This is a genomic window from Escherichia sp. XD33 (assembly GCF_019375075.1).
Lineage (GTDB): Bacteria > Pseudomonadota > Gammaproteobacteria > Enterobacterales > Enterobacteriaceae > Enterobacter > Enterobacter flexneri_A.
Genome location: NZ_JAENDM010000003.1, coordinates 1 through 22914, shown reverse-complemented (window position 1 = coordinate 22914; position 22914 = coordinate 1). Strand labels below are relative to the sequence as shown.

The following is a 22914-nucleotide window of genomic DNA, read 5'->3' as shown; positions in this document are numbered from 1 at the left end:
AAAAGATAAAATATCAAAAGGTGAACAGGTGAAGGGTTAAAACGCAAAAATTTTAATTTACTGCTGTGAGATAAAGCCTATGACAGCGAAGCACACAAAAAAATCACAATCGCACGCCCTTGATTTGACGGAACACTGGTTAAGGGTGTCGATAAAAATCATCGACCGCAACGCCGGGGAAGGATATGCGAAAGCACATCCCGAACTGATTAGCTCATTCATGACAACGGCAGCTGCAAACTTTGCCACGCTGACAGAACGGGAGATTGCCGAAGCGGAACAGGTGACAACCATCAACGTTAAAACCGGAGAGCAGACAGCATGACAGCACAGATAGCGGCTTACGGGCGGCTGGTGGCTGACCCGCAGTTAAAGACCACCAGCAAAGGGACACAAATGGCGATGGCGAGTATGGCGGTTCCCCTGCCGTGCAGCCAGGCAGATGACGGAACGGCGACGATGTGGTTATCCGTCCTGGCGTTTGGCAGACAGGCCGACGCACTGGCAAAACACCACAAAGGCGAATTGGTGAGCGTGGCGGGTAACATGCAGGTAAGCCAGTGGACAGGCCAGAACGGCGAAACGCGGCAGGGCTGGCAGGTTATCTCAGACAGTGTAATCAGTGCGCGAACGGCGCGACCGGGCGGCAAAAAAGGCCAGCAGGGGCAGGCCACTGACGCACTGAACAGGGCAAAACAACAGTCGGGGAATGATGATCCGTACGGCGATAATATACCGTTTTAAATTCTGCAAACAAAAAGATGCCGGAAAAAAATAGATTTTCCGGCATGCTACATAAATCCCGACCAAAGGAAGTAAATACATTAACACGAATTATCAGCACTGAAGTTGTTACGGCATATTTTATACAACATTGCACTTGGTTGCATGTATTCGCATAGCAGACATCGGTAATAGAATATATTCACAATTATTTGTAATGAATGTAAAGAGGATGAGTATGGTTGATTTATATTCGCCTACACAGCTTGTGCAGGTGGCTAATGCTGAAGATGTGCAAAAAAAATTAAATGCGTTGTTTACCAGTTTGTTTTTCACTCGCTCGGTAATGTTTGAATCGAGAGACATTATTCTTGATACGATCGACGATCCAAATATCCCGATCGCGGCGTTTTGCTCTCCTATGGTGGGCAGTAAAGTTTCACGAGATGAGGGATACGAATCAAAAACAATTCGTCCAGGTTATATGAAGCCGAAAAGCAGCATTGATCCAAATAAGTTAGCTGTGCGCCCTGCTGGTGTGTCACCTGAGCAATACAATGCTTTTGGGGCGCGTAATATTAAAGTTAAACAGGCGATTGTAAATCAGGCTAAAGCTATTCGTGCACGTATTGAATGGCTTGCTGTTCAGGCAATCACAACGGGGAAAAATATCATTGAGGGCGATGGTATTGAACGTTATGAGCTGGACTGGAATATAAAACCACAAAATATCATCACTCAGTCTGGCGGTACTGAGTGGTCAGGTAAGGATAAAGAAACTTTTGATCCAAATGATGATATTGAGAGCTACGCAGAATTTAGTGAGGGCGTCACTAATATCATCATTATGGGTGGTAATGTATGGAAGAAATACCGTTCATTCAGAGCGATAAAAGAGGCTTTGGATACCCGTCGTGGTTCTAATTCCGAACTGGAAACGGCCCTTAAAGACCTTGGTGATTCGGTGAGTTTTAAAGGGTATATGGGCGATGTTGCGATTGTTGTTTACAGCGGGCGTTATACCGACGAGGACGGAACAGAAAAACATTTCCTTGATCCTGATTTGATGGTGCTTGGCAATACGGCTCTTCAGGGGATTGTCGCCTATGGCGGTATTCAGGATCCGGAGCTAATCCGAATGGGGCTGACTAAAGCCGAACTTGCACCGAAAAACTATATTGTGCCTGGTGATCCGGCTATTGAATATGTGCAGACACATTCAGCACCACAGCCAATACCGGCCCGCATCAATCGTTTTGTTACCGTTCGCATTGGCTAAGGGGGAGCAATGGCTACTCATTACACTGAACTCATGGCTGGCACTGAAGCACTGGTGACTACGCTGGGGATATTTTCAGCTAATAAAGGGGTAATTCCTGCATTTACGCCACTGATGCAGGAAGATGCAACAGGTGCACTGGTGGTATGGGATGGTTCGAGCGTAGGTAAAGCGGTTTATGTTTCCGCTGTACAAATCGACACAGCGAAAAAAACACAGGCACAGGTTTATAAGACAGGTGTTTTAAATGTTGATGCTCTGAACTGGCCTGAGTCTGTAAAAGAACTGTCGGCAAAGGTTGCCGCGTTTGTTGGCTCAGGTATTTCTGTTCAGCCGCTGGCTCGTGTGTAAAGGGGGATACAATGCAGAATCATTACAATGACCTTAAGCCAATTGCCGAAATGATGTATCCGGATCCAGCAGTAGAAGAATTAAAGGCTATTGCTGACAAAATGCGTTTAAGTGAACGCCTTGTTGATATGAATCAGGTGATGGAACTTACTACCCTTAGCCGTCGCACATTGCTAAACCTTGAGGCTCGCGGAGAGTTCCCCGAACGCGTACAGGTTACGAAAGGGCGTAAGGCCTGGTATTTAAGTGAAGTGATCGACTGGATAAACAATATTCCTCGAGCTTCTGAATATTGCCGCGTACCTGTCCCAAAAAAGCCAGATGCGGCGCTATGCCTCAAGATTGAGCGTGTACGTCGCAATGCACGGGATGGTCGCTATAAGTTGATTGGTTGATGAAATTAGGGCCCGTTCTGGCTGGCGGGTCCTTTCCGGCGATCCGGTAGGCTACGGGGCGGCGACCTCGCGGTTTTTCGCTATTTATGAGCTTTTTCAGGGTGGTGGTGGTGGTTTTGTTGTTTGCTCTATCTCCATGAATAAAAAGGGAAAGATAACACCAACACACCAACCTGAAACCTTGACCAAGTTGGGATATTGATGAAATCGCACCTGATGAACAAAAAAACCATGGCGCAAAGCTGCCGGGTAAGTGCTACAGCATTCGACAAGTGGGGAGTGACTCCCGTTGAACGTAAAGGCCGTGAGGCGTTTTATGATGTTGCCAGCGTGATAGACAATAGGGTTAACAATGCAATTAGCCAGCTTACAAACGACAAAGGCGAGATTGATGATGATGAACTCTTACGAGTCAGGATCAGATTACTGACAGCACAGGCGGAGGCGCAGGAACTTAAAAACGAGCGCGATCGCGGTGACGTGATTGATACAGAGTTTTGCATGTACGCGCTTTCAAAACTGGCGAGTCAGATTTCATCAATCATGGACAGCCTCCCGCTTACTATGCAAAGGAGCTTCCCACAGATGACCCCCGTCATGCTGGATGGCCTGAAAAAAGAAGTTGTCAGAGCCTGTAACGCATGCACAAAACTTGATGAAAACATCCCGCGAATGCTGTCCGATTATCTGATGGAAACTACCGGAAATGTGCCTGATAAGTTTCAGCCGGATAAAGACAAGTAACGTAGTGCACAATGACCGAAGCCAGTTTACTGACTGGCTTTCAGCGTTGCGCTGGTGGGCGTTATGCGTCAGTGATGAACAAAAAACAATCGAAATCGACACCGAAAAATAAAACATCAAGTCATATCAATATATTGCATTGGTGGTGATGACGAATAAAAATGCAAAAACTAGCCTTTTTCCGCGATGCTCCCGCCCCGTGGCAGGGCACCCCACAAGGAGGACCCGCCATCACTATGGAGGCCATGACCATGACCATGACCATGACCGAGACCGAAGCGCTCGGGATAATCCGCAGTATTACCGGAATCAGCCAGCAGGCTGGCGAACAGGAGGCCACGCAGCCGGACAGCGTGATAGCCGAAAATTACGCGCGTGTTGTTGCTGAGGTGATGCGCCGTGATGGTATTGAGCTTAACGGCGTGGATATGCGCAACATACGAACCAGAGTCCTTGAGTTGCTGGCATACCGTCGCCGTTCTCAACAACGGAGGGAGAGCGCGAAAAGTACTTACCAGTGGAAGAAGCCGGAACGACTGCGGCGGTAACTTGCTGATATTCCCGATAACGCAAAATTGCGTTGGCTGGTGGGTGAGTTGCAGATTTGCAACTCGACCATGAAACTACGGAAACTACCCGTAGTTTGGGTAGTAAGAGTAACACCCAGATTTTGGGGCTTACTCGCGATACCCAAATAAAGGGTATCGGTGGAAGAAATATCGTTTCTCATATGTAAGTACCGAGGGCGGAATTCCGCCTTCGGTTACTTATTGTGCTCATGCACAGGGAGGGGCGGGTCAAATCTCTGTACCCTGACGTCTTCAGGACTGCCCGCCCCATCGATTTTTTATACCCGCGAAAAATGAAAAACGCTTCACGCTGGTGGGCCTGATGCCGATATGGGGAGCCGCATACCGGAGAATATCCACCAGCACGGCAACAGCAGAATAGCCCCGACACAGAAAAACCACGAATATGGGGTTTTTGTTATGGCATGGTCATGATGACCGCCCCTGCTCTGAATGGTGGAAATCACCACGCAGATCATCCACCAGCTTCATGACGGATAGCCGGAAAATGATAATGATTAAAGCGTGTTGATCTTTGTTCGCGGTTGTTCGATATTGTTCGTGAAGCGGTGTAGTTAATGGTGTAGTTAATATCACTGTTTTTGACGGGCTTGTTATTTGCAACATAATGAAAAATAAAGACTAATTAACTAAATGATATAAATGATAGTTATCTATCATGTGGAGTAGATTGGTCAGGCAAATAAGCTCTTGTCAGCGGCAGGGCGTTCTGCCGATAACCGTAACCGAAGATGATAACTGACAATGGGTAAAACGAACGACTGGCTGGACTTTGATCAACTGGCGGAAGAAAAAGTTCGCGACGCGCTAAAACCGCCATCTATGTATAAAGTGATATTAGTCAATGATGATTACACTCCGATGGAGTTTGTTATTGACGTGTTACAAAAATTCTTTTCTTATGATGTAGAACGTGCAACGCAATTGATGCTCGCTGTTCACTACCAGGGGAAGGCCATTTGCGGAGTCTTTACCGCCGAGGTTGCAGAAACCAAAGTGGCGATGGTGAACAAGTACGCGAGGGAGAATGAGCATCCATTGCTGTGTACGCTAGAAAAAGCCTGAATGCAGGCATAAAAATTGGGGGAGGTGCCTATGCTCAATCAAGAACTGGAACTCAGTTTAAATATGGCTTTCGCCAGAGCGCGCGAGCACCGTCATGAGTTTATGACCGTCGAGCACTTGTTACTGGCGCTGCTCAGTAACCCATCTGCCCGGGAGGCGCTGGAAGCGTGTTCTGTGGATTTGGTTGCGCTCCGTCAGGAACTGGAAGCCTTTATTGAACAAACCACACCCGTTCTGCCTGCCAGTGAAGAGGAGCGCGACACACAGCCGACGCTGAGTTTTCAGCGTGTACTGCAACGTGCGGTCTTCCATGTCCAGTCCTCCGGTCGCAATGAGGTTACCGGTGCAAACGTTCTGGTCGCTATCTTTAGCGAACAGGAGTCGCAGGCGGCATATCTGTTGCGTAAACATGAAGTCAGCCGTCTCGATGTGGTGAACTTTATCTCTCATGGCACGCGTAAAGACGAGCCGACACAGTCTTCTGATCCTGGCAGCCAGCCAAACAGCGAAGAACAAGCTGGTGGGGAGGAACGTATGGAGAATTTCACGACGAACCTGAATCAGCTTGCGCGCGTGGGCGGAATCGACCCACTGATTGGTCGTGAGAAGGAGCTGGAGCGTGCTATTCAGGTTCTCTGCCGTCGCCGTAAAAACAACCCGCTGCTGGTGGGGGAATCTGGTGTCGGTAAAACCGCGATTGCGGAAGGTCTTGCCTGGCGAATTGTTCAGGGCGATGTGCCGGAAGTGATGGCTGACTGTACGATTTACTCTCTCGATATCGGTTCTCTGTTAGCGGGCACAAAATATCGCGGCGACTTTGAAAAACGTTTTAAAGCGTTGCTCAAGCAGCTGGAGCAGGACACTAACAGCATCCTGTTTATTGATGAGATCCACACCATTATCGGTGCGGGTGCAGCGTCTGGTGGTCAGGTCGATGCGGCTAACCTAATCAAACCGTTGCTCTCCAGCGGTAAAATTCGTGTAATTGGTTCGACAACCTATCAGGAGTTCAGCAACATTTTCGAGAAAGACCGTGCTCTGGCGCGTCGCTTCCAGAAAATTGATATTACTGAACCGTCGATCGAAGAAACTGTTCAAATCATCAATGGCCTGAAACCGAAGTATGAAGCGCACCACGACGTGCGTTATACCGCAAAAGCGGTGCGTGCGGCGGTAGAGCTGGCGGTGAAATACATTAACGATCGTCATCTGCCGGATAAAGCCATTGATGTTATCGACGAAGCGGGCGCTCGCGCACGCCTGATGCCGGTAAGCAAACGCAAGAAAACCGTTAATGTGGCGGATATTGAGTCCGTGGTGGCCCGTATTGCACGCATTCCAGAGAAGAGTGTTTCTCAGAGTGATCGTGATACCCTGAAAAACCTCGGCGATCGCTTGAAAATGCTGGTCTTCGGTCAGGATAAAGCCATTGAGGCGCTGACTGAAGCCATTAAGATGGCGCGTGCAGGTTTAGGTCACGAACATAAACCGGTTGGTTCGTTCCTGTTTGCCGGCCCTACCGGGGTCGGGAAAACAGAGGTGACGGTACAGCTTTCGAAAGCTTTGGGCATTGAGCTTCTGCGCTTTGATATGTCCGAGTATATGGAACGCCATACCGTCAGCCGTCTTATTGGTGCGCCTCCGGGATACGTTGGTTTTGATCAGGGCGGTTTGCTGACTGATGCGGTCATCAAGCATCCACATGCGGTGCTGCTGCTGGACGAAATCGAGAAAGCGCACCCGGACGTGTTCAATATTCTGTTGCAGGTGATGGATAACGGTACGCTGACCGATAACAACGGACGCAAAGCAGACTTCCGTAACGTGGTGCTGGTGATGACCACCAACGCCGGGGTACGGGAAACTGAGCGCAAATCCATTGGTCTTATCCACCAGGATAACAGCACCGATGCGATGGAAGAGATCAAGAAGATCTTTACACCGGAATTCCGTAACCGTCTCGACAACATTATCTGGTTTGATCATCTGTCAACCGACGTGATCCATCAGGTGGTGGATAAATTCATCGTCGAGTTGCAGGTTCAGCTGGATCAGAAAGGTGTTTCTCTGGAAGTGAGCCAGGAAGCGCGTAACTGGCTGGCCGAGAAAGGTTACGACCGGGCAATGGGCGCTCGTCCGATGGCGCGTGTCATCCAGGACAACCTGAAAAAACCGCTCGCCAACGAACTGCTGTTTGGTTCGCTGGTGGACGGCGGTCAGGTCACCGTCGCACTGGATAAAGCGAAAAATGAGCTGACTTACGGATTCCAGAGTGCACAAAAGCACAAGGCGGAAGCAGCGCATTAATCTGATTGTCAGGTAGGTTGGTCAAGTCCGTAATCTCGAAAGAGGTTACGGACTTTTTATTTATGGGGTGGAACGGTGAAAACCCTATTTTTGGAGGTGAAGGTAAGTTGTTGATAATTAGTGCTGCTGGAAGGTAAGGATAAAAAAGGGTGCTGCAGGAGAATGGGATGGTTTTGCTTTATTAACAACGGGCTAAACGTGTAGTATTTGAGTTCACTGCCGTACAGGCAGCTTAGAAAAACCTACCGTCTTGGCTAGCGGTTGCAGCGAACGTTCACTGCCGTACAGGCAGCTTAGAAAGGAACAATCTTGCAAAGGCTGTGAAAGTTGGCGTTCACTGCCGTACAGGCAGCTTAGAAATTCACAGGTAACATACTCCACCCACCATGTTCACTGCCGTACAGACAGATAAAATGCGAAAAAAAAGCTCGCACTTTCGTACGAGCTCTTCTTTAAATATGGCGGTGAGGGGGACCGCCTGAAATAAATCTGACTTAATCCGGGAGTGTTATATAACCTCATTATAAACAATGCATTACAATTTTTGCTGTCCGATGTTATCTAATGTATTCTTAGTGAAGTGAGAGACTAATGGCATACTGGATGGCATACCAGAGTAACAGGAATTAGCGTATGGCAGTATTGACGGATACTAAAGCAAGGCATATCAAACCTGATGACAAACCATTGCCCCATGGGGGAATTACAGGACTGACTCTTCATCCTTCTTCAGTAAAGGGGCGGGGTAAATGGGTTTTTCGTTATGTAAGTCCGGTGACACAAAAAAGGCGTAATGCTGGATTGGGAACTTACCCTGAGGTCAGTATTGCTGAAGCTGCACGTACTGCCCGGATAATGCGAGAGCAACTTGCTGCAGGTGATGATCCTCTGGAGATTAAAAAGGCTGAAGCTGAAAAAGTTGTTATCCCAACATTTGCCGATGCAGCCCGGCGTGTACATGCAGAACTGTCTCCTGGATGGGAAAATCCAAAGCATGTAAGGCAGTGGTTATCGACGCTTGAGAATTACGCGTTTCCTCAACTGGGAGCAAAAACGCTGGATTCGATTACGGCTGCGGACGTGGCAGAAACACTGCGTCCAGTCTGGTTAACCTTGTCAGAAACGGCAAGCCGGGTTAAACAGCGCATTCATGTTGTTATGCAGTGGGGCTGGGCGCATGGTTTTTGTGTGGCGAATCCTGTTGATGTGGTTGATCATTTGCTTCCACAGCAATCAAGAGGACGTGATGAACACCAGCCGGCAATGCCCTGGAGGCAGTTACCGCTTTTTGTGGCGACCAGTGTGTATACAGATGAACCTTATAATGTTACCCGGGCACTGTTATTAATGGTGATACTGACAGCAACCCGCTCGGGCGAAGCAAGGGGAATGCGCTGGGCTGAAATTGATTTTCATAAGCGGATATGGACGATACCCGCAGAAAGAATGAAAGCCAGGATACAGCATCGTGTTCCTTTATCCCGACAGGCCATTCACGTTCTGGAAAATATACGTGGTCTGCATGACGAACTGGTGTTTCCTTCTCCCAGAAAGCAGCAGATCCTTTCAGATATGGTGTTGACGAGTTTTCTGCGTAAAAAGAAGGCCATCAGTGATATACCCGGACGAGTGGCTACAGCACATGGTTTTCGTTCAACATTCAGGGACTGGTGTAGCGAACAGGGATATTCGCGGGATTTGGCGGAAAGGGCGCTTGCCCATACGCTGAAAAATAAGGTTGAGGCGGCATATCACCGGACTGATCTGCTGGATCAGCGTATACCGATGATGCAGGCATGGGCGGATTATGTGATGTCTCAGATTATGGAAAACCAGCGATGAAATCACATCTCACAGATTTGCAGATGTCGTCTGTAATCACGAAAAATATACTTATTGAGTTATAATGCTTGTTTGTCTGATATTTGCAATGACATAAATGTAAAAATAATACGTAATATTGTAGTTTATAAATTGAATGATAAAAACAATGCCAGTCTGTAACCGATGTCTGGCATTGTTTCAGATATTCAGGTTGGTAACTGAATGATAAAAGACGGGAACTTTAATTTTTTGTAGTTATGTTCCATATTTTAGTCTGTTCTTCATTTCTGTACTTATTCAGCTTATGGTCCCAACAGACTATAAACATTCCACGCTCCATTATCGGGATGTTTGCCTCATTTGCTAATTCACAAGGTGTAATCGCGTCACCGATATAAATGATTTTTTGGCCGATTGAATAATCAATTACGATTTTTTTCTGTTCTGCAAGTATCTCAAGTGCTTCATCAAGAACACATTTATTCCTGAGAGCATATGGACCATATTGTAGTATATGGCTTTTTTGATATTCGTATCCTTTTACCCGGATGATATTTTCTCTGAGCCATTTATCCAGTTTTTCTGCAGGAGATATTTCCCGAAGTGATTCCAGTTTGGATATAAGATGCTGAAAATAAAAATCAACGAGATAAATAGCACTATTGATACTTTCTCGTGTTATTACTGTACCATGTGGATTGTTCTCCAGCTCCAGAAGTGCGGCTATTCGAACAGCCTGTTCTCTTTTCCTGACGATAATGTCTTCGAAAGTGGTCATACGTGGGTTCTGCCTGACAGCACTCATATTTTCTTCGTGAAAGATTTCCAGATCGTGGGATGCTGCGTGTGATAATGTCATGCGGATGCGTTGCTCACCTTTTGCACGCCTTTCCCGGGACGCTCTCAGAGAGTCTCTGATCTGACTGCCAAAACTTTTCTCATGAAAACAGGTTGCACATTGCTGCGTTACAACAGGAGTGGCAGTATGCGGTTCTGTCGTCATTATTTTATTTGCTCCGGGTTCGCAAAATAGCACCCGGGCCAGAAAGCCATTGCCCCGGATCTGGTCGCCAGTGAGAGTAAAAAACTTATCAAATATTACCGGTTGAGTCAGTATAAGCATAGTGAGACGGGAATCCTTTACCCGGAACCCGGGTCTGGATGCCCGTTCTACGGTGACTGGTTGCCCACTCCATAATGTGTTGTACAGCGCCGATTTGCGTTCGAAACGCTTATCCAGAATAGTTCCTCCTTCATCAGACAGCAACAGAAGAGAAGGTGACTGGCTGAGTTTCAAAGCTATCCCTTCTGGTGTCGCGTCATTCACGATGAGAACCTGTTGTACGGGAGGTACGGGTTTATTTGCTATACACTTTTCAAGCGCTGCTCGTGCAGCAGCAGCATTTTCCGGGGATCTTTCCATTTCCTTTTTATATCTCCGCTCCAGGATTTTTTTATCTGTTGTCCACATTTCCATCATGCGATCATAGTTTTTTTTATCGTCGATATATGCCTGATGTAGTTCTTCTTCTGTTTCATGAACAGGGGCGATTAATTTTGCGCAGGCAGAGGTTTTTCCACTGCCTGATGCTGATGAAAGACACATATATATCTGAAGACTGGTACGCTGCCCTCCAGAAAGTTCAACTTCATGCGTATCCTGGACCGAGGCAGCCTTGACCGTCAGCATAACAGACAGCAGTATTTCACGGCTTATTCCCGTTTCTTCATGCATTTCATCAAGTAATGCCTGGCACCTGTCAGGCAGTTTAGTTATGTCAAGTTCAGGGGGGGATAATTTTGTCATGGCGTACAGTTTTCCTTATTTATCCTTAGTTACGGATCTGGTTGGTGTTGTATGTAAAGTTAACCACTCATCAATGGCAGATGCCCGCCAGCCTACAGCCGAACTCCCAAGCCGGACAGGCCGGGGAAAGGTGGCATCGTAGTATTTTGATGCCGGATTCATTTTTTCGTAGATGGTCGATCTTGATATACCAAGGAGTCGGGTAAGTTCAGCCATACGCAGGATGCGTGAGGGGGTATAAAAATGTCCGGTCTGGGTTGACATATTGTTCTCCATGTGAGTTGAAGGCTATGTCATTAATTTGCTACGTTAAGGCCAGAATGTCCCCTGTGATAAAACGGAAACCAACCGGAGATCAGAGCAGATGCGCATGTTTACAAATCTTTTGTATGATATTTGTACAGTTTTTGAGTTGTTTAAGGAAGGAGAGAGTCCGAGAGATAAGCGGAAGAGTACTGATTTTGGAGCGCATCAAAGATTCTGGGATCAACGTTATAATGAGCTCAGTCACATTATTGATGCTGAAGGGGTGTATAGTCTGGAACAACGGCGAATTATATTTTCCCGGTATGAATATTTTTATTACATGATGAATTCTTACCCTGTGTATTCAACATTAAAGTCCGAATATATCCGTAACTATTTTCTGAAAAGCTTTGGAGTTGTTTTTATTGTGCTGGATATATATAACACATATCGTCCGGAGAATGAAACAGGGTTTTATTATCATATCTATAATTTTTTGCAAAAATCATATTGTCCCTGCCTGGATTACTCTGGTACAGAAAGCGATGAGGCTGCCGTTAAACGTTATCTCCGGGAGTATCTTGCTGAACTGGGATTTAACAGAGAAGATTTTCGGGAAAACGGAAAAATGTATGAGCTGGGAAAATACCAGGGAACTATTCGAAAAGGGTACGGTAAAAGGAAGAGCCTTATGAAACAATATATAAAGGCCTGTAAGAATGAATACAAGAAGGATTACAGAGAGAAGAAGCTTGATAAGAGTGAGCTGGACAGAATACTCAACAACATTGACAAGTTCTATTATGCATTTTATTCATTAAGTATTTTGCTTGATATGCAACGGAAGGTAAAGATACTTGACAGTATTGCATATTATCTCAGAGTGCTGATAAGAGAAGGGCTTTGGGTACATGGGTTGTATGGCTACGCTGCACGCTATCTTTATGATTTTAATATTTTTGACACAACGCCTTATGCAAGAGCATTACTTGAACGGTTTCATGAGTTTGAGAGTGGCCCCAAAGGAGCATTAACTCGTTATATTGTGTCACTTGATGATAAATCACAAGAATATATCGAATCTTTAAAAGATATGGTGTTTAATCTTTCTGATAAGAAAAGTTATGATGATGTATATCTGGAAAACATTATTAATTATTTTGAACAGTTGCAGAATGCCCGTGGTTATGTGACCAGGTGCTACATGTTACTGGCCGTCCTTATTTATCTGATTCGGCGGAACAAACTCCACAAAGCTCTTCGGTTTTATGATGAATCCCCAAAATACGAGTTACCTTCTGGGTATCTTCCCGGCGCTTTTTCAGTTCTCAGGATAGCGCTGGAGATCAAATTAAACAGGGAGAAAATAAAGCATGGTTCACTGTTCGAATTACTTGATTATGTAAAAGCTTATCAGGATGCATTTATGGACTTAAGGGTCGTGACGGATCCTGCGTATAATGAAGATGAAATACAATATGATGCGAATAATTTTACTCTGATGCGTGTCATTAAAATGTATAATTCGATGCTTGCAAATATTAGTACAAAGTCAGATATTCAGCCTCCGTATATTACAGGTCTTCTTGATAATGTAGAGAGGGCGTTAGATAAGATAAATATTCTGATAGATAAAGAACGTGTTTACGATGGTGAAACGTTGGCTGAATTAATTACAGAGAACAAAATATTATCCAGTCGTGAAAGTAAAGAAAACCTGATAGGATTATTTACGGGCAGACACAAATATACTTTACTGCAATGTATTGAGAAGCTTGGCGTATTGGTTGATTATGTAATATCACCGGTTGATGATATTAAAAACGTCATGATGTTGTATGGAAATAATGCTGAAAACAAGAACAGACGCAGACTGATCTACAACGCATTAACCATCATTTGTGGTGATGATACTAAAAACAACCAGTCAGATCCTCGATGATATTATCGGAACGTGTTTTTGGCATCCGATGTTTGTATATCCCTGCTATTGTTGCTAGCCGGCTAGCAACAATAGCAGAGGGGGCATGCATGTCTGAAAAAATAAAAAATCGCAACGCATTGATTTTTATGTTGTTTATATTTCGCAAATACTATCTCTCGTTTTTGTGATTAGTGTCATGTTTTATCGTCTCGCGGATAACCGAGAGGAGTGAACAGTAACCCTGATTATATGATGAATTGTTTCTGTATTGTATGTGTGAAATATGCTTCTGGTGATATGAAAACATATCCATAACGTGGTGTTTCACGCTGTATTTTTGGGGCTGATATTTTATTTTGCGGGTTTTATTTTTTTGTTTGTGCAGAAGTACACATTGAACATCCAATACAAAAGTGTATGACCTGAAGAGGTCTGGAGCAATGTTGATTTCCTGTTCAAAAAAGAATTAAGGTTAATTAGTATTATTAGTGGGAGTTTTGTTATGTTCTTATTATGCTATCTTATGTCTTTATGTTGTAATGTCTGCTCGCCACTGTATGCTAACTGTACACTTTACTCTGTAAGTATGTGTACAGCATTATCTCCATACTACTGGTGTGAGAGTTTACCTGTGTGGTGAATTATACTCTTTGAGAGTACCATAAGTGTTGGGAATGTTAATCCTGAGTGTGTGTCTGGTGCATAGTTAGTGTTAAGTGTGTGCCAAAACGCTATTAGTTTGTTATTACTCTATTGAGGTTCGGTGGTATTAATAAATATTATCTTTTTGTATGGGGTAATCATCTCTGGTGTGGGCGTATCTCTCATATCGTTATTCTTTATGCTACTGGTCAAATATTGGTGAGACTTCCTCACAGAGTTTCTGTTTTTACTTAATGGCAGGATAATATTAATAGCGATGTTACCTGAGGCCACCTGGTACTGACTTTTGTGAATGTCAGGTTGAGTGAATGGTGCTTCCTTAAACTCAATTCTATGAGGTGTGTTTTTACCATTGTAATTCTTACTGGTCCTCTGTTTAAGAGAGCCTCACTGAATTCTGAAGTATTACCTTGTTACAGCGATGCGGTAATACAAAACAGTTTTAACAGGTTGTCTGCATACTGGTTACCCAGTTTATTAATGCAGTGGTACGGCGTTTCTGTACTCTCAGCATTTACATAATTTCCTCTTCCTGTGAGTTTTATAAAGTAAGGACTATAAAATGTATAATGCTAACCCCAATTACGAAATGAATTTCGCGATTCTGAAAGATGTGAATGAACACATGGAAGGTCTGTTTCAACGTTTTTCTAAACTGTTACCTTTCAGAATTGATTTTGCCTACAGGAAAGACACGCCCAGTTTCGGGCATTCCTGTAAGCACAGTATGTGTATGGAAATATACCGTTTACTTAGCGAAACCCAATCGATGTTGGCGGGATATTACTGGGTAATGGAATATACACAAAACAAGGGACTTCATATTCATTTTATCGGTTACCTAGATGGGCAACGTCACAAGAAATCTTATCGGATATCCAGGCAACTGGGAGATATCTGGAGGCGGATCACGGAAGGGGAGGGTTATTTTCACCTGTGCCGGGCTAAAGATAAATACCCGGTGCGTATCGATCACGTGATTCACTATAGTGATAAGTCTGCGGTAGACGACTTACGTTACGCCCTCAGCTACCTGGCTAAACAAGATCAGAAAGAACACGGTATTATTCTGGGCCGTAGCAGGCTTCCCGAAAAAAGTAACCGCGGCCGACCACGACATAACTGAATTACGGGGGCTTATGCCCGAACCATCGTAAGTTATCGCGTGGATTTGTCGTTAATGCGTAGTTTTGTCCTCAGCGCAGGGGACTATGACACTTTGAACGTCATCTTGGGTGTAGTGACTTTTAACGTCAGGTGATGCATAAGGGCCTTTCTCTGAGAGACCCTGTTTACACAATTAAATAAATCGAGCCCGACCAACAATTTTGATGTTAACAGCAGGATTATTGAGGGGCAATCAATGTGTTCTTCGGTAGCGATTACGGTAGTGAACGGCGCTCTACTGTACGGGCTGAGCGGGACCTGCTGTCTGAATGGTATCTGCGCCATATACTGAGAGTTTTGCCGGAATGGCCTTCCAACCTGTTGATGAACTCTTGCCATGGAACGTAGCACTTACCAATAAATAACCGTTAATACGGCGTTCGGGTAATGCTAACGATAATAGTACTCCTCTGGGAATTTTTAATTTATGTTTTCCGAAGCTATCGATAGGTAATAGCGAATCATCACAGCTAAGTGTTATTTCAGGTTTGGCAACGGCTTTGTTGAATAAATCAGATTTCGGGTAAGTCTCCCCCGTAGCGGGTTGTGTTTTCAGGCAATACGCACGCTTTCAGGTATACCTGCTTTCGTCATTTTGTTCAGCGCTCGTACCAGGGCCATAGCCTCCGCAACCTGACCATCGTAGTCACGCAGCGTCAGTGCCCCCCCGAACAGCTGTTTTACCCGGTACATCGCCGTTTCCGCTATCGAGCGACGGTTGTAATCTGTTGTCCATTTCCACCGCGCATTACTCCCGGTCATTCGCTGATTAGCCACTGCACGGTTACGGTCTGCATATTCACCGGGCCAGTAACCCGCACCTTTTCGGGGAGGGATAAGCGCGCTGATTTTCTTACGCCGCAGTTCATCGTGACATAGCCGGGTATCGTAAGCGCCATCGGCGGCGGCTGACCTGATTTTCCGGTGGGTTTGCCGGATTAACCCGGGGAAGGCATCTGAGTCCGTAACGTTGTTCAGCGACAGGTCTGCACAGATGATTTCATGTGTTTTACTGTCAACGGCGAGATGCAGCTTACGCCAGATACGGCGGCGTTCCTGGCCATGCTTTTTGACTTTCCACTCGCCTTCACCGAAGACCTTCAGCCCGGTGGAATCAATTACCAGGTGTGCGATTTCACCCCGGGTGGGCGTTTTGAAACTGATATTAACCGACTTTGCCCGCCTGCTGACACAGCTGTAATCCGGGCAGCGTAGCGGAACGTTCATCAGAGAAAAAATGGAATCAATAAAGCCCTGCGCAGCGCGCAGGGTCAGCCTGAATACGCGTTTAATGACCAGCACAGTCGTGATGGCAAGGTCAGAATAGCGCTGAGGTCTGCCTCGTGAAGAAGGTGTTGCTGACTCATACCAGGCCTGAATAGCTTCATCATCCAGCCAGAAAGTTATGGAGCCACGGTTGATGAGGGCTTTATTGTAGGTGGGCCAGTTGGTGATTTTGAACTTTTGCTTTGCCACGGAACGGTCTGCGTTGTCGGGAAGATGCGTGATCTGATCCTTCAACTCAGCAAAAGTTCGATTTATTCAACAAAGCCATCGAAGCACAAATTCTTTGGCTAAATCCCGAGCAGTAAACTTCTTGTCGGGGTTCGCCTTGAGCGTTTCGATAATCATTTCTACTCGGGTTGCCATTATTCGACCTCGGCTAATTCTTGAGCCTGTCCTAACTCGATTTCGCCGGAAAGTGACTTAGTATTCATTAAAATTTAGTTCCGTTAACTTAATCGCTTTCCAGTTGTGGCGAGCTTTAGATTTGTCCCAACTCATGATACGGAGTGCTCTGACTTTTGTTTCATTTTTTAAATTACCTATAACAAAGGGAGGAACAAAAGTATCCTCGACAAATCCGAAGCCTTTGGGTGCTATTCGAAGCGTACCCTCTACATACGAAACATCAGCCATATCTACTTGCTTGGACGATGAGGAAGCTACTACTTCTTTGTTTCCATCAACACTCGCTACGGATAGCTCGACATAGTCACCAGCCTGAGGTTTCTGCTTACCTTTATGAACCCCCATGCGAACTGATAGTGATGTCGACTTATTTACGAATACTTGAAAGCCTTTACCGGATTTATGGATATTCTCTACGATAGCAACAACCTTCTCCATCGGCCCATGCAAGTAATTTAAAGCGTCGTGAGAAATAGAGTTTAAAAAAGGACTCAGTTGCTTCTCATCGACACCAGAATCATACCAAGCCTGCATAGATAGCTGTTCTAGCTCTTGCTTTAGCTTCCACCCATGGGCTTGATAAGCCGCAATAGCCGTTTTTAGGCACATTGAGGCTTCAGCTTGCTGTTGATTTGCAAGTAATAAAGGAATAATTCCCTGTAATAAACGTAAACTAAAAGTAACGTCATGTGCGGATACTATTCCCCTAGCAAAAAACTTCATTGCTAAACGCTGATCTTGTTTTGAATAAGTAGCAGCCAACGCTCCCCAAGCCCAAGACTCTTTTTGCTTCTTTCTTAAAATGGGTAGAATGAGTTCGCGAGCCTGATCGTATTGGCCCGCAACAACAAGGCACTTCGCTTGGTCGTAATCAAGCCACATCATATGTTTAGTGTCAGAGGCTTGCTCGCGTGTTTGGTTAATAAATGCCATCACTTGGTTAAGATCTAGATGCCAATACTCTCGTGCTCTAAGCCATGCACTCGCCACTTGGCGTGCTGTTGAGAGCATCAAACTTGGCACTTCACCTTTTTCAGCTTGAAAAGGTGTTTTAGCCTCATCATCAAATAGTACAGTTTGATGTCGAAGCACAAGGTGAATCAAGGTTGGAAACCATTCCAAACTCTTCTTAAACTGAACCAGCAGCATTTTGTACTCTAGGCCGCCAGTAGCAATATCTAAATTTACTATGGTTTGCAGCAAGTTCTCTATTTGCTCAAATTCAAAATCAGTAGGACGATAGTTGTTTGAAGAACTCGCTCGCTTATTTAGATTTTCAAGCTGGTGCTTAAGAAACTCATAACACACCCAAAATAAAGCACCTTTCAAGTAAGTATCTTGGGGAGCTGCCTGCAACGCTTGAAAACCAAACTCCCAAGCCCCTTGCAGGTCTCCGCTCTTTCTCAAATTATTTACTGTACGATTAGCTGGCTCATTCATAGAAGCACACCTATTTGACATATTATTTCGTCAATGAGCCTTGTGGAATTACTAAGCTGAGGCATAGGTTGAACTTTAGTAAACTGGCTAGACTTGTTGTACCAAAACTCAATTACCGCCAACTCATTGCCTTTAACAAATGCATATCTTTCACAAAATGAACGAGATTCAATTTTGCTTATATCAGCTCCAACACTGTTGATTTGATCCATTACATTTAGATAAAACTCTTCTAAGAATGGCTCTGAAAAATGGAACTGAGTATCCTTTGAAGGCTCAGGTACATCGAGCAAAGTACCTTCTAATTGACCAAGCAAAGCCATGAGTTCAACATCGAACCCATCTTGAGTAATGCTCTTTACGCCAGACACTTTCCAGTTACCCTTGTAATTGAAACTTATCGAAGCCTGCTCATTCCCGCGCTGCAAGATGTAACGATCTTGATAGTTATAATGAAGGACATCCACTACAGTAATCCCTGTACCTTCAATACATGCATCAACAAGTTGGTATAGCTTTTTAAGTTGCGGGATGTCAGTCTGAAAATCAAACTTCGCTGTGGCTACTGAGTTCGTTGCTTCGGTACTTGGTCGCACAACCTCAACGCCTTCAGGAGCAGAATTGTCTAGGTTTACTGCTTTGGGTTGGTACGCTCCTGCTATTTTCATTCCATCTCCTAAGCGCAACTGAGGTGGATTCATTACATACAGGATGCCAGAAGTTCTCGTTATAGCGGTGTATAACCAGCGGAAGTAATCTTTAGTTAAGGCTTTTTGGTGTGTTTGACACTGTAAGAAAACAGTTTTCCATTCGCTACCCTGTGCTTTGTGTCCAGTAATGGAATAACCAAACTTAAGTTTGAAAGCATTGAAATAAGGATCTTGCAATAATGCAATTCTAAGCTTTTGTTCATTACCTTTACGTCTCAGTTCTGGGTGTCGATTTAAAAAGTGAACATAGAGTGCTTTGTGCTCATCTGACGATAAGGTCGGCTGATCATTGTAAAGTAGGTTTTCTACAATTTTGGCTTCAAAGAAGAATGGTTCACCGTAGTCGTTGCGAAAGCCTAGAATCACATCCCTAAAACTCAGATTTACTTTTCGCTTAACCATGTCACCAGTGTCACCTTTGACGCTAATGTCAACACTAATCAACTCAGAATGAGGAGATAGTACTTCCTTGATCATTCCAAATTCACCATTGGTAATACAAGCGTCTGCTCGATAGTGATTTGCTACCGAAATGACTTTATCTCCCGCGACCATTTGCTGTTGACCAGTAAAGAAGTACTCTCTAACCAAACGGTTATACTCAGCTACTTGTCGGTTTGAAGAAGCAATAATAATACTTTCTCCTGTACGGCTAACTTTTCTATCACATGAGTCTAGATAAGTGCTAAGTAGATTTTCCGAGGACAAATTAAATACATCATGATCATTAACTTCAAATTTCAGTTTATTGAAAAGATTTTGCTCTAAACCGTCACGCAACATGGCAGCATTGTTCAAAACACCACTATCACCTTTTTGACGAACAACTTCAGTCAAGTACCCTGAAGCCACAGCGACTTGATAATTTTCTTTAAGGTAACTGGCATCTAGCGCTGGTGACGTATTCATTCCAACAGGTGGCAACTGTGCATTATCACCAATAAAAATAACTTTCTTATTATGATCGTTGTGGTCAATATTTATGTACTTGAGCAAGTCTTTTAATAAATATCCGCTCCCAAAACGAAAAAACTCACCATCGGAATATCTGTCAGAAACCATTGACGCTTCATCAATTATATAAACAGCTTCGGCAGTATCTACATTGACTTTAAGGTCAGCATAGCAACGATAAGTTTCAGACCCTTCCACACCGTCAACTTTGTACTCTTTCACGTTGTCGTAATTGTATATCACGCGGTGAATAGTGCTGGCAGGTTGCATTGTTTTGTCTGATATCACTTTCGCGGCTTTCCCCGTCGGGGCCATAATAGCGAATTCACGACCAATTCTTTCTAGGTACTGAGTAATTCCTTTAGTTATAAATGTTTTACCTGTACCTGCATAACCATTAAGTAAAAATACGTTTTGTTTGGTATCGGTTAGAAACTCATTTATTTGCTTAACTATTTGGTTTTGACCTTTAGTTAAACTTACTCCTTCAAAGCAATCAAATATATCAATATTTCGGCGCGTCACTTCCATATCAAGATCAAAGCTTGAAGCTGATGAAATACTAGCTTGTTTAAACTCTTCACGCGTCCTGTAATCAAAGAAGGCTTGTTGTGAAGCGACTAGATCTTTTTGTTTTTGTTCAAGTTCAATCTGTAATAGTGCTTGCTCTTTTTTTACATTGGAAAGTGTGTCGTTTTTTTCGTCTAGTTGAGCTATTAGCTCACTCGTCTGTTGTTGATATTTATCACTATTATCAGCAAGCTGGGTCTTTAATTCAGCCTCTCGTTTATTGAGTTCTTGACGTTGCCGTTCTAACTCTGCTTCTAAGCGAGATGTATGATCGATAGGTTTTACCGGATCAACAAACTCTGGCGGAGTGATAGGCTTATTGAGAATAGCTTGAGCATACCAACGGGCGACTAAATAAGCTTCTTTGATTAACCAGAGTGTTTCATTGAGGGAAATCTCGTCTGAACCATTGCTAGAGTGGGCGGCTTTGTTACCTTTATGTCGCAATACATCTAATTTGGCCCAGATTCCCTTATCACTGACAACGTCCTTGAATTCGTAGCTGCGCAGTCGATTATATAAATCATCACGAACAGGTGGGGTTAGCGATAAACGTGAATAAATTTCCCCAACGACTACTTCAGTAAAACACCTAAGTTTCACTAGTGCTACCTGCTTATCATCATGGCAATACAGCTCGGCACTTTTACCAAATTGAGCGAGTTCAGGGCTGATGTCTGTTAGAAAATTAAAATTACTCATAACTCTTCATTAATTCCTCCAGATTAAACTATTGTGTCACTTAACTTCGCTAAAACACTACCAGTAAGTTGGAGTCATTACCCCTCAATCAAACGTGAGAAGTCGTCACCTTTAAAACTGGTCACATTTTCAATACCCAGATCGGAAGCAGACTGGTTGATAGTCTCTACCGCATAGAACTTTGCACCAGTCAGGCGCGGAGCTAACAGGTAAGATGAAATTAAGGTTTTACGAACACTGCCACTGTAATTAATTACCGCTACTTTCATAAATCACCTCAGAATTTTTTGTTGAACTTCTTAGGGTCGAAATTCTCACCGATTTTATTGAAGAATTCTTTATCAATAATGCCGGGACTCTCTGCTTTTTCACTTTCCTGCGCTTCAGGCTCAGACGGTTGTGTATTGTGCAATACACTTTCCGCTGCACCCTTCGCGCTACTCTTATCATGTGTATTGTGCAATACATTTTTTCGGTTTTGCCGCGTTCTATACAGTGCCATCTCAAGCCCTTTGGCTGTTACCGAAAAGCTGTATTCGCTGTCGAGGATTTCAGCAATTTCATGCCGCGTTAGCCCTCTGTCCAGCCAGTTCTCGATTTCATTTAGGCGCAATCTGACAGCAGCCGATAAGTTGCGGGGTTTCAGATCTGCTGGTTTATTCATAACCCCCTCCGTTGTATGAAAATGACTCTACAACACTCGTAAGAAGGGGTCAATCGAGTTTTGTAGTTTATCTGTAGTATTCTTGTAGTCTATTTGTAGTCTGTTATGTTTTTTGTAGTTTCTTTGTAGTTTTATTGTAGTCTATTTGTAGTCTTCCAATACTAAGGCAAAACGTTTTTTGTAGTTTATCTGTAGTTTATCTGTAGTTTTTGGTTGCTCAGATGGTCATGCAAGCATGACCATCAAAGAATAGGACGCTTTTTAGCCAAATGACCCTTAACCTACGGAGATCGCCCTACCAAAAAAAGATGATTTTTTATCCCTTAACCTGCTATACACCTAACGCAGCGTGATAAATCACGCTATCCAACTGATTTAAAAGAAAAAAAACCAAATTTAGCCATGCTGCGGTATTACCCAGGTATTACAAATCTAATCTAACCTACTGATTTAAAACAATTTTTATTTATTACTTTGGTAATACTATGATTTCACCGTATTAGACACCCTTTTTTCGTTTAAAAAATGCACAAAGTGAGGACTGGATGCCAACAATAACCGCAAAAGTATCAGATGAACTTTTGGCCTATATAGACCTGGTTTCAGGTGGTAATCGGTCAGAGTATCTGCGGCGCTGCCTTGAAGCTGGCCCAGGTGATCTGGAGTCCGGGTTGAAAATAGTTACCAACCAGCTGAGCGACGTAAATCGCAAACTGGATTACCTTTTTGACCGTGCTTCAGATGCGGATTTTGGCTCACTGCGCGATGAGCTGGGTAATGACTCCAACTTACTGATAGTGTTTTATGTTCAGATAATGCCTGATGACTTTGTCATGCAGCTCCACCGATTTTGAGAACGACAGTGACTTCCTGCCCAGCCTTGCCAGATGCTGCCTCAGATTCAGGTTATGCTGCTCAATGCGCTGCGTAAATCGCTTGCTGATAACGTGCAGTTCTCCCTTCAGGCGTGATTCATAAAGCGGCCAGCCATCCGTCATCCATACCACGACCTCAAAGGCCGACAGCAGGCTCAGAAGACGCTCCAGTGTGGCCAGAGTGCGTTCACCGAAGACGTGCGCCACAACCGTCCTCCGTAT

The 22914-nt window shown here is 44.3% G+C and carries 20 protein-coding genes, 1 pseudogene and 1 CRISPR repeat array; of the genes and pseudogenes, 13 read left to right on the top strand and 8 right to left on the bottom strand.

Translation table 11 applies throughout. From position 1 onward, the window contains the following. The first annotated feature begins 79 nt into the window (after positions 1–79). The 10 genes from K0778_RS02975 to K0778_RS02930 all read left to right on the top strand — a co-directional run bounded on the left by K0778_RS02975 (position 80) and on the right by K0778_RS02930 (position 9296). A complete protein-coding gene (locus K0778_RS02975) occupies positions 80–325 on the top strand; it encodes a hypothetical protein (RefSeq protein WP_000125509.1) in 246 nt (81 codons plus the stop codon). Beyond that, complete coding sequence (locus tag K0778_RS02970; RefSeq protein WP_153449054.1) at positions 322–744, top strand: single-stranded DNA-binding protein; 423 nt, start codon at positions 322–324, stop codon at positions 742–744. The genes K0778_RS02975 and K0778_RS02970 overlap by 4 nt, the downstream gene beginning before the upstream one ends. Positions 745–961: 217 nt before the next feature. Further along, positions 962–2002 carry a major capsid protein gene (locus K0778_RS02965; protein ID WP_000228106.1) on the top strand — a complete coding sequence of 347 codons (1041 nt, stop codon included), beginning with the start codon at positions 962–964 and terminating at the stop codon, positions 2000–2002. A gap of 9 nt (positions 2003–2011) precedes the next feature. After that, the gene (locus tag K0778_RS02960; RefSeq protein ID WP_000190771.1) at positions 2012–2353 is read left to right on the top strand and encodes a head decoration protein; all 342 of its coding nucleotides are present in this window, start codon (positions 2012–2014) and stop codon (positions 2351–2353) included. Between the two features lie 11 nt (positions 2354–2364). Continuing rightward, the gene (locus K0778_RS02955) at positions 2365–2748 is read left to right on the top strand and encodes an AlpA family transcriptional regulator (protein ID WP_085693326.1); all 384 of its coding nucleotides are present in this window, start codon (positions 2365–2367) and stop codon (positions 2746–2748) included. Positions 2749–2949: 201 nt separating this feature from the next. Further along, positions 2950–3492, top strand: coding sequence for a terminase small subunit (locus tag K0778_RS02950; protein WP_000835287.1), 543 nt, complete (start codon positions 2950–2952; stop codon positions 3490–3492). 263 nt (positions 3493–3755) lie between these two features. Further along, complete coding sequence (locus tag K0778_RS02945) at positions 3756–4040, top strand: hypothetical protein (RefSeq protein WP_024187550.1); 285 nt, start codon at positions 3756–3758, stop codon at positions 4038–4040. Positions 4041–4826: 786 nt separating this feature from the next. After that, positions 4827–5147, top strand: a complete 321-nt coding sequence (gene clpS, locus K0778_RS02940) for an ATP-dependent Clp protease adapter ClpS (protein WP_000520781.1) — start codon at positions 4827–4829, stop codon at positions 5145–5147. Between the two features lie 30 nt (positions 5148–5177). Then, positions 5178–7454 carry an ATP-dependent Clp protease ATP-binding subunit ClpA gene (gene clpA, locus K0778_RS02935; protein WP_000934040.1) on the top strand — a complete coding sequence of 759 codons (2277 nt, stop codon included), beginning with the start codon at positions 5178–5180 and terminating at the stop codon, positions 7452–7454. Positions 7455–7664: 210 nt separating this feature from the next. After that, a CRISPR array of direct repeats spans positions 7665–7870; the repeat unit is 28 nt; unit sequence GTTCACTGCCGTACAGGCAGCTTAGAAA. A gap of 217 nt (positions 7871–8087) precedes the next feature. Further along, entirely contained in the window at positions 8088–9296 is a 1209-nt protein-coding gene (locus tag K0778_RS02930) for a tyrosine-type recombinase/integrase (protein WP_000279862.1), read from the top strand. Between the two features lie 223 nt (positions 9297–9519). Here the strand turns inward: K0778_RS02930 and K0778_RS02925 are convergent, their stop codons facing one another. Both K0778_RS02925 and K0778_RS02920 read right to left on the bottom strand, forming a co-directional pair. After that, entirely contained in the window at positions 9520–11085 is a 1566-nt protein-coding gene (locus K0778_RS02925) for a DUF3987 domain-containing protein (protein ID WP_063084857.1), read from the bottom strand. A 15-nt stretch (positions 11086–11100) separates the two neighbouring features. Further along, a complete protein-coding gene (locus K0778_RS02920) occupies positions 11101–11349 on the bottom strand; it encodes an AlpA family transcriptional regulator (protein ID WP_001349431.1) in 249 nt (82 codons plus the stop codon). A 100-nt stretch (positions 11350–11449) separates the two neighbouring features. On the opposite strand from K0778_RS02920, the gene K0778_RS02915 reads away from it, so the two are divergent. The 3 genes and pseudogenes from K0778_RS02915 to K0778_RS02905 all read left to right on the top strand — a co-directional run. Further along, the gene (locus K0778_RS02915; protein WP_001242276.1) at positions 11450–13273 is read left to right on the top strand and encodes a hypothetical protein; all 1824 of its coding nucleotides are present in this window, start codon (positions 11450–11452) and stop codon (positions 13271–13273) included. 1207 nt (positions 13274–14480) lie between these two features. Further along, positions 14481–15044 carry an inovirus-type Gp2 protein gene (locus K0778_RS02910; protein WP_063084858.1) on the top strand — a complete coding sequence of 188 codons (564 nt, stop codon included), beginning with the start codon at positions 14481–14483 and terminating at the stop codon, positions 15042–15044. A gap of 239 nt (positions 15045–15283) precedes the next feature. Continuing rightward, a pseudogene (locus K0778_RS02905) lies at positions 15284–15450 on the top strand (transposase domain-containing protein); the annotation flags it as partial. A 187-nt stretch (positions 15451–15637) separates the two neighbouring features. On the opposite strand, the gene K0778_RS02900 reads toward K0778_RS02905, so the two are convergent. From K0778_RS02900 to K0778_RS02875, 6 genes are all read right to left on the bottom strand, one after another. Further along, a complete protein-coding gene (locus K0778_RS02900) occupies positions 15638–16606 on the bottom strand; it encodes an IS5-like element IS903B family transposase (protein ID WP_153520312.1) in 969 nt (322 codons plus the stop codon). Between the two features lie 186 nt (positions 16607–16792). Further along, complete coding sequence (locus K0778_RS02895; protein ID WP_023285886.1) at positions 16793–18217, bottom strand: M48 family metallopeptidase; 1425 nt, start codon at positions 18215–18217, stop codon at positions 16793–16795. Beyond that, entirely contained in the window at positions 18214–21153 is a 2940-nt protein-coding gene (locus K0778_RS02890) for an AAA family ATPase (protein WP_049100257.1), read from the bottom strand. The genes K0778_RS02895 and K0778_RS02890 overlap by 4 nt, the downstream gene beginning before the upstream one ends. Positions 21154–21230: 77 nt before the next feature. Next, positions 21231–21422 (bottom strand): hypothetical protein, encoded by a 192-nt coding sequence (locus K0778_RS02885; protein WP_000861580.1) that lies wholly within the window; start codon positions 21420–21422, stop codon positions 21231–21233. Between the two features lie 8 nt (positions 21423–21430). After that, complete coding sequence (gene stbA, locus K0778_RS02880) at positions 21431–21817, bottom strand: plasmid stabilization protein StbA (RefSeq protein ID WP_001039463.1); 387 nt, start codon at positions 21815–21817, stop codon at positions 21431–21433. A gap of 788 nt (positions 21818–22605) precedes the next feature. Further along, positions 22606–22914 (bottom strand): IS1 family transposase (locus K0778_RS02875; RefSeq protein ID WP_214290693.1); only part of this gene is annotated, 309 nt, incomplete at its 5' end.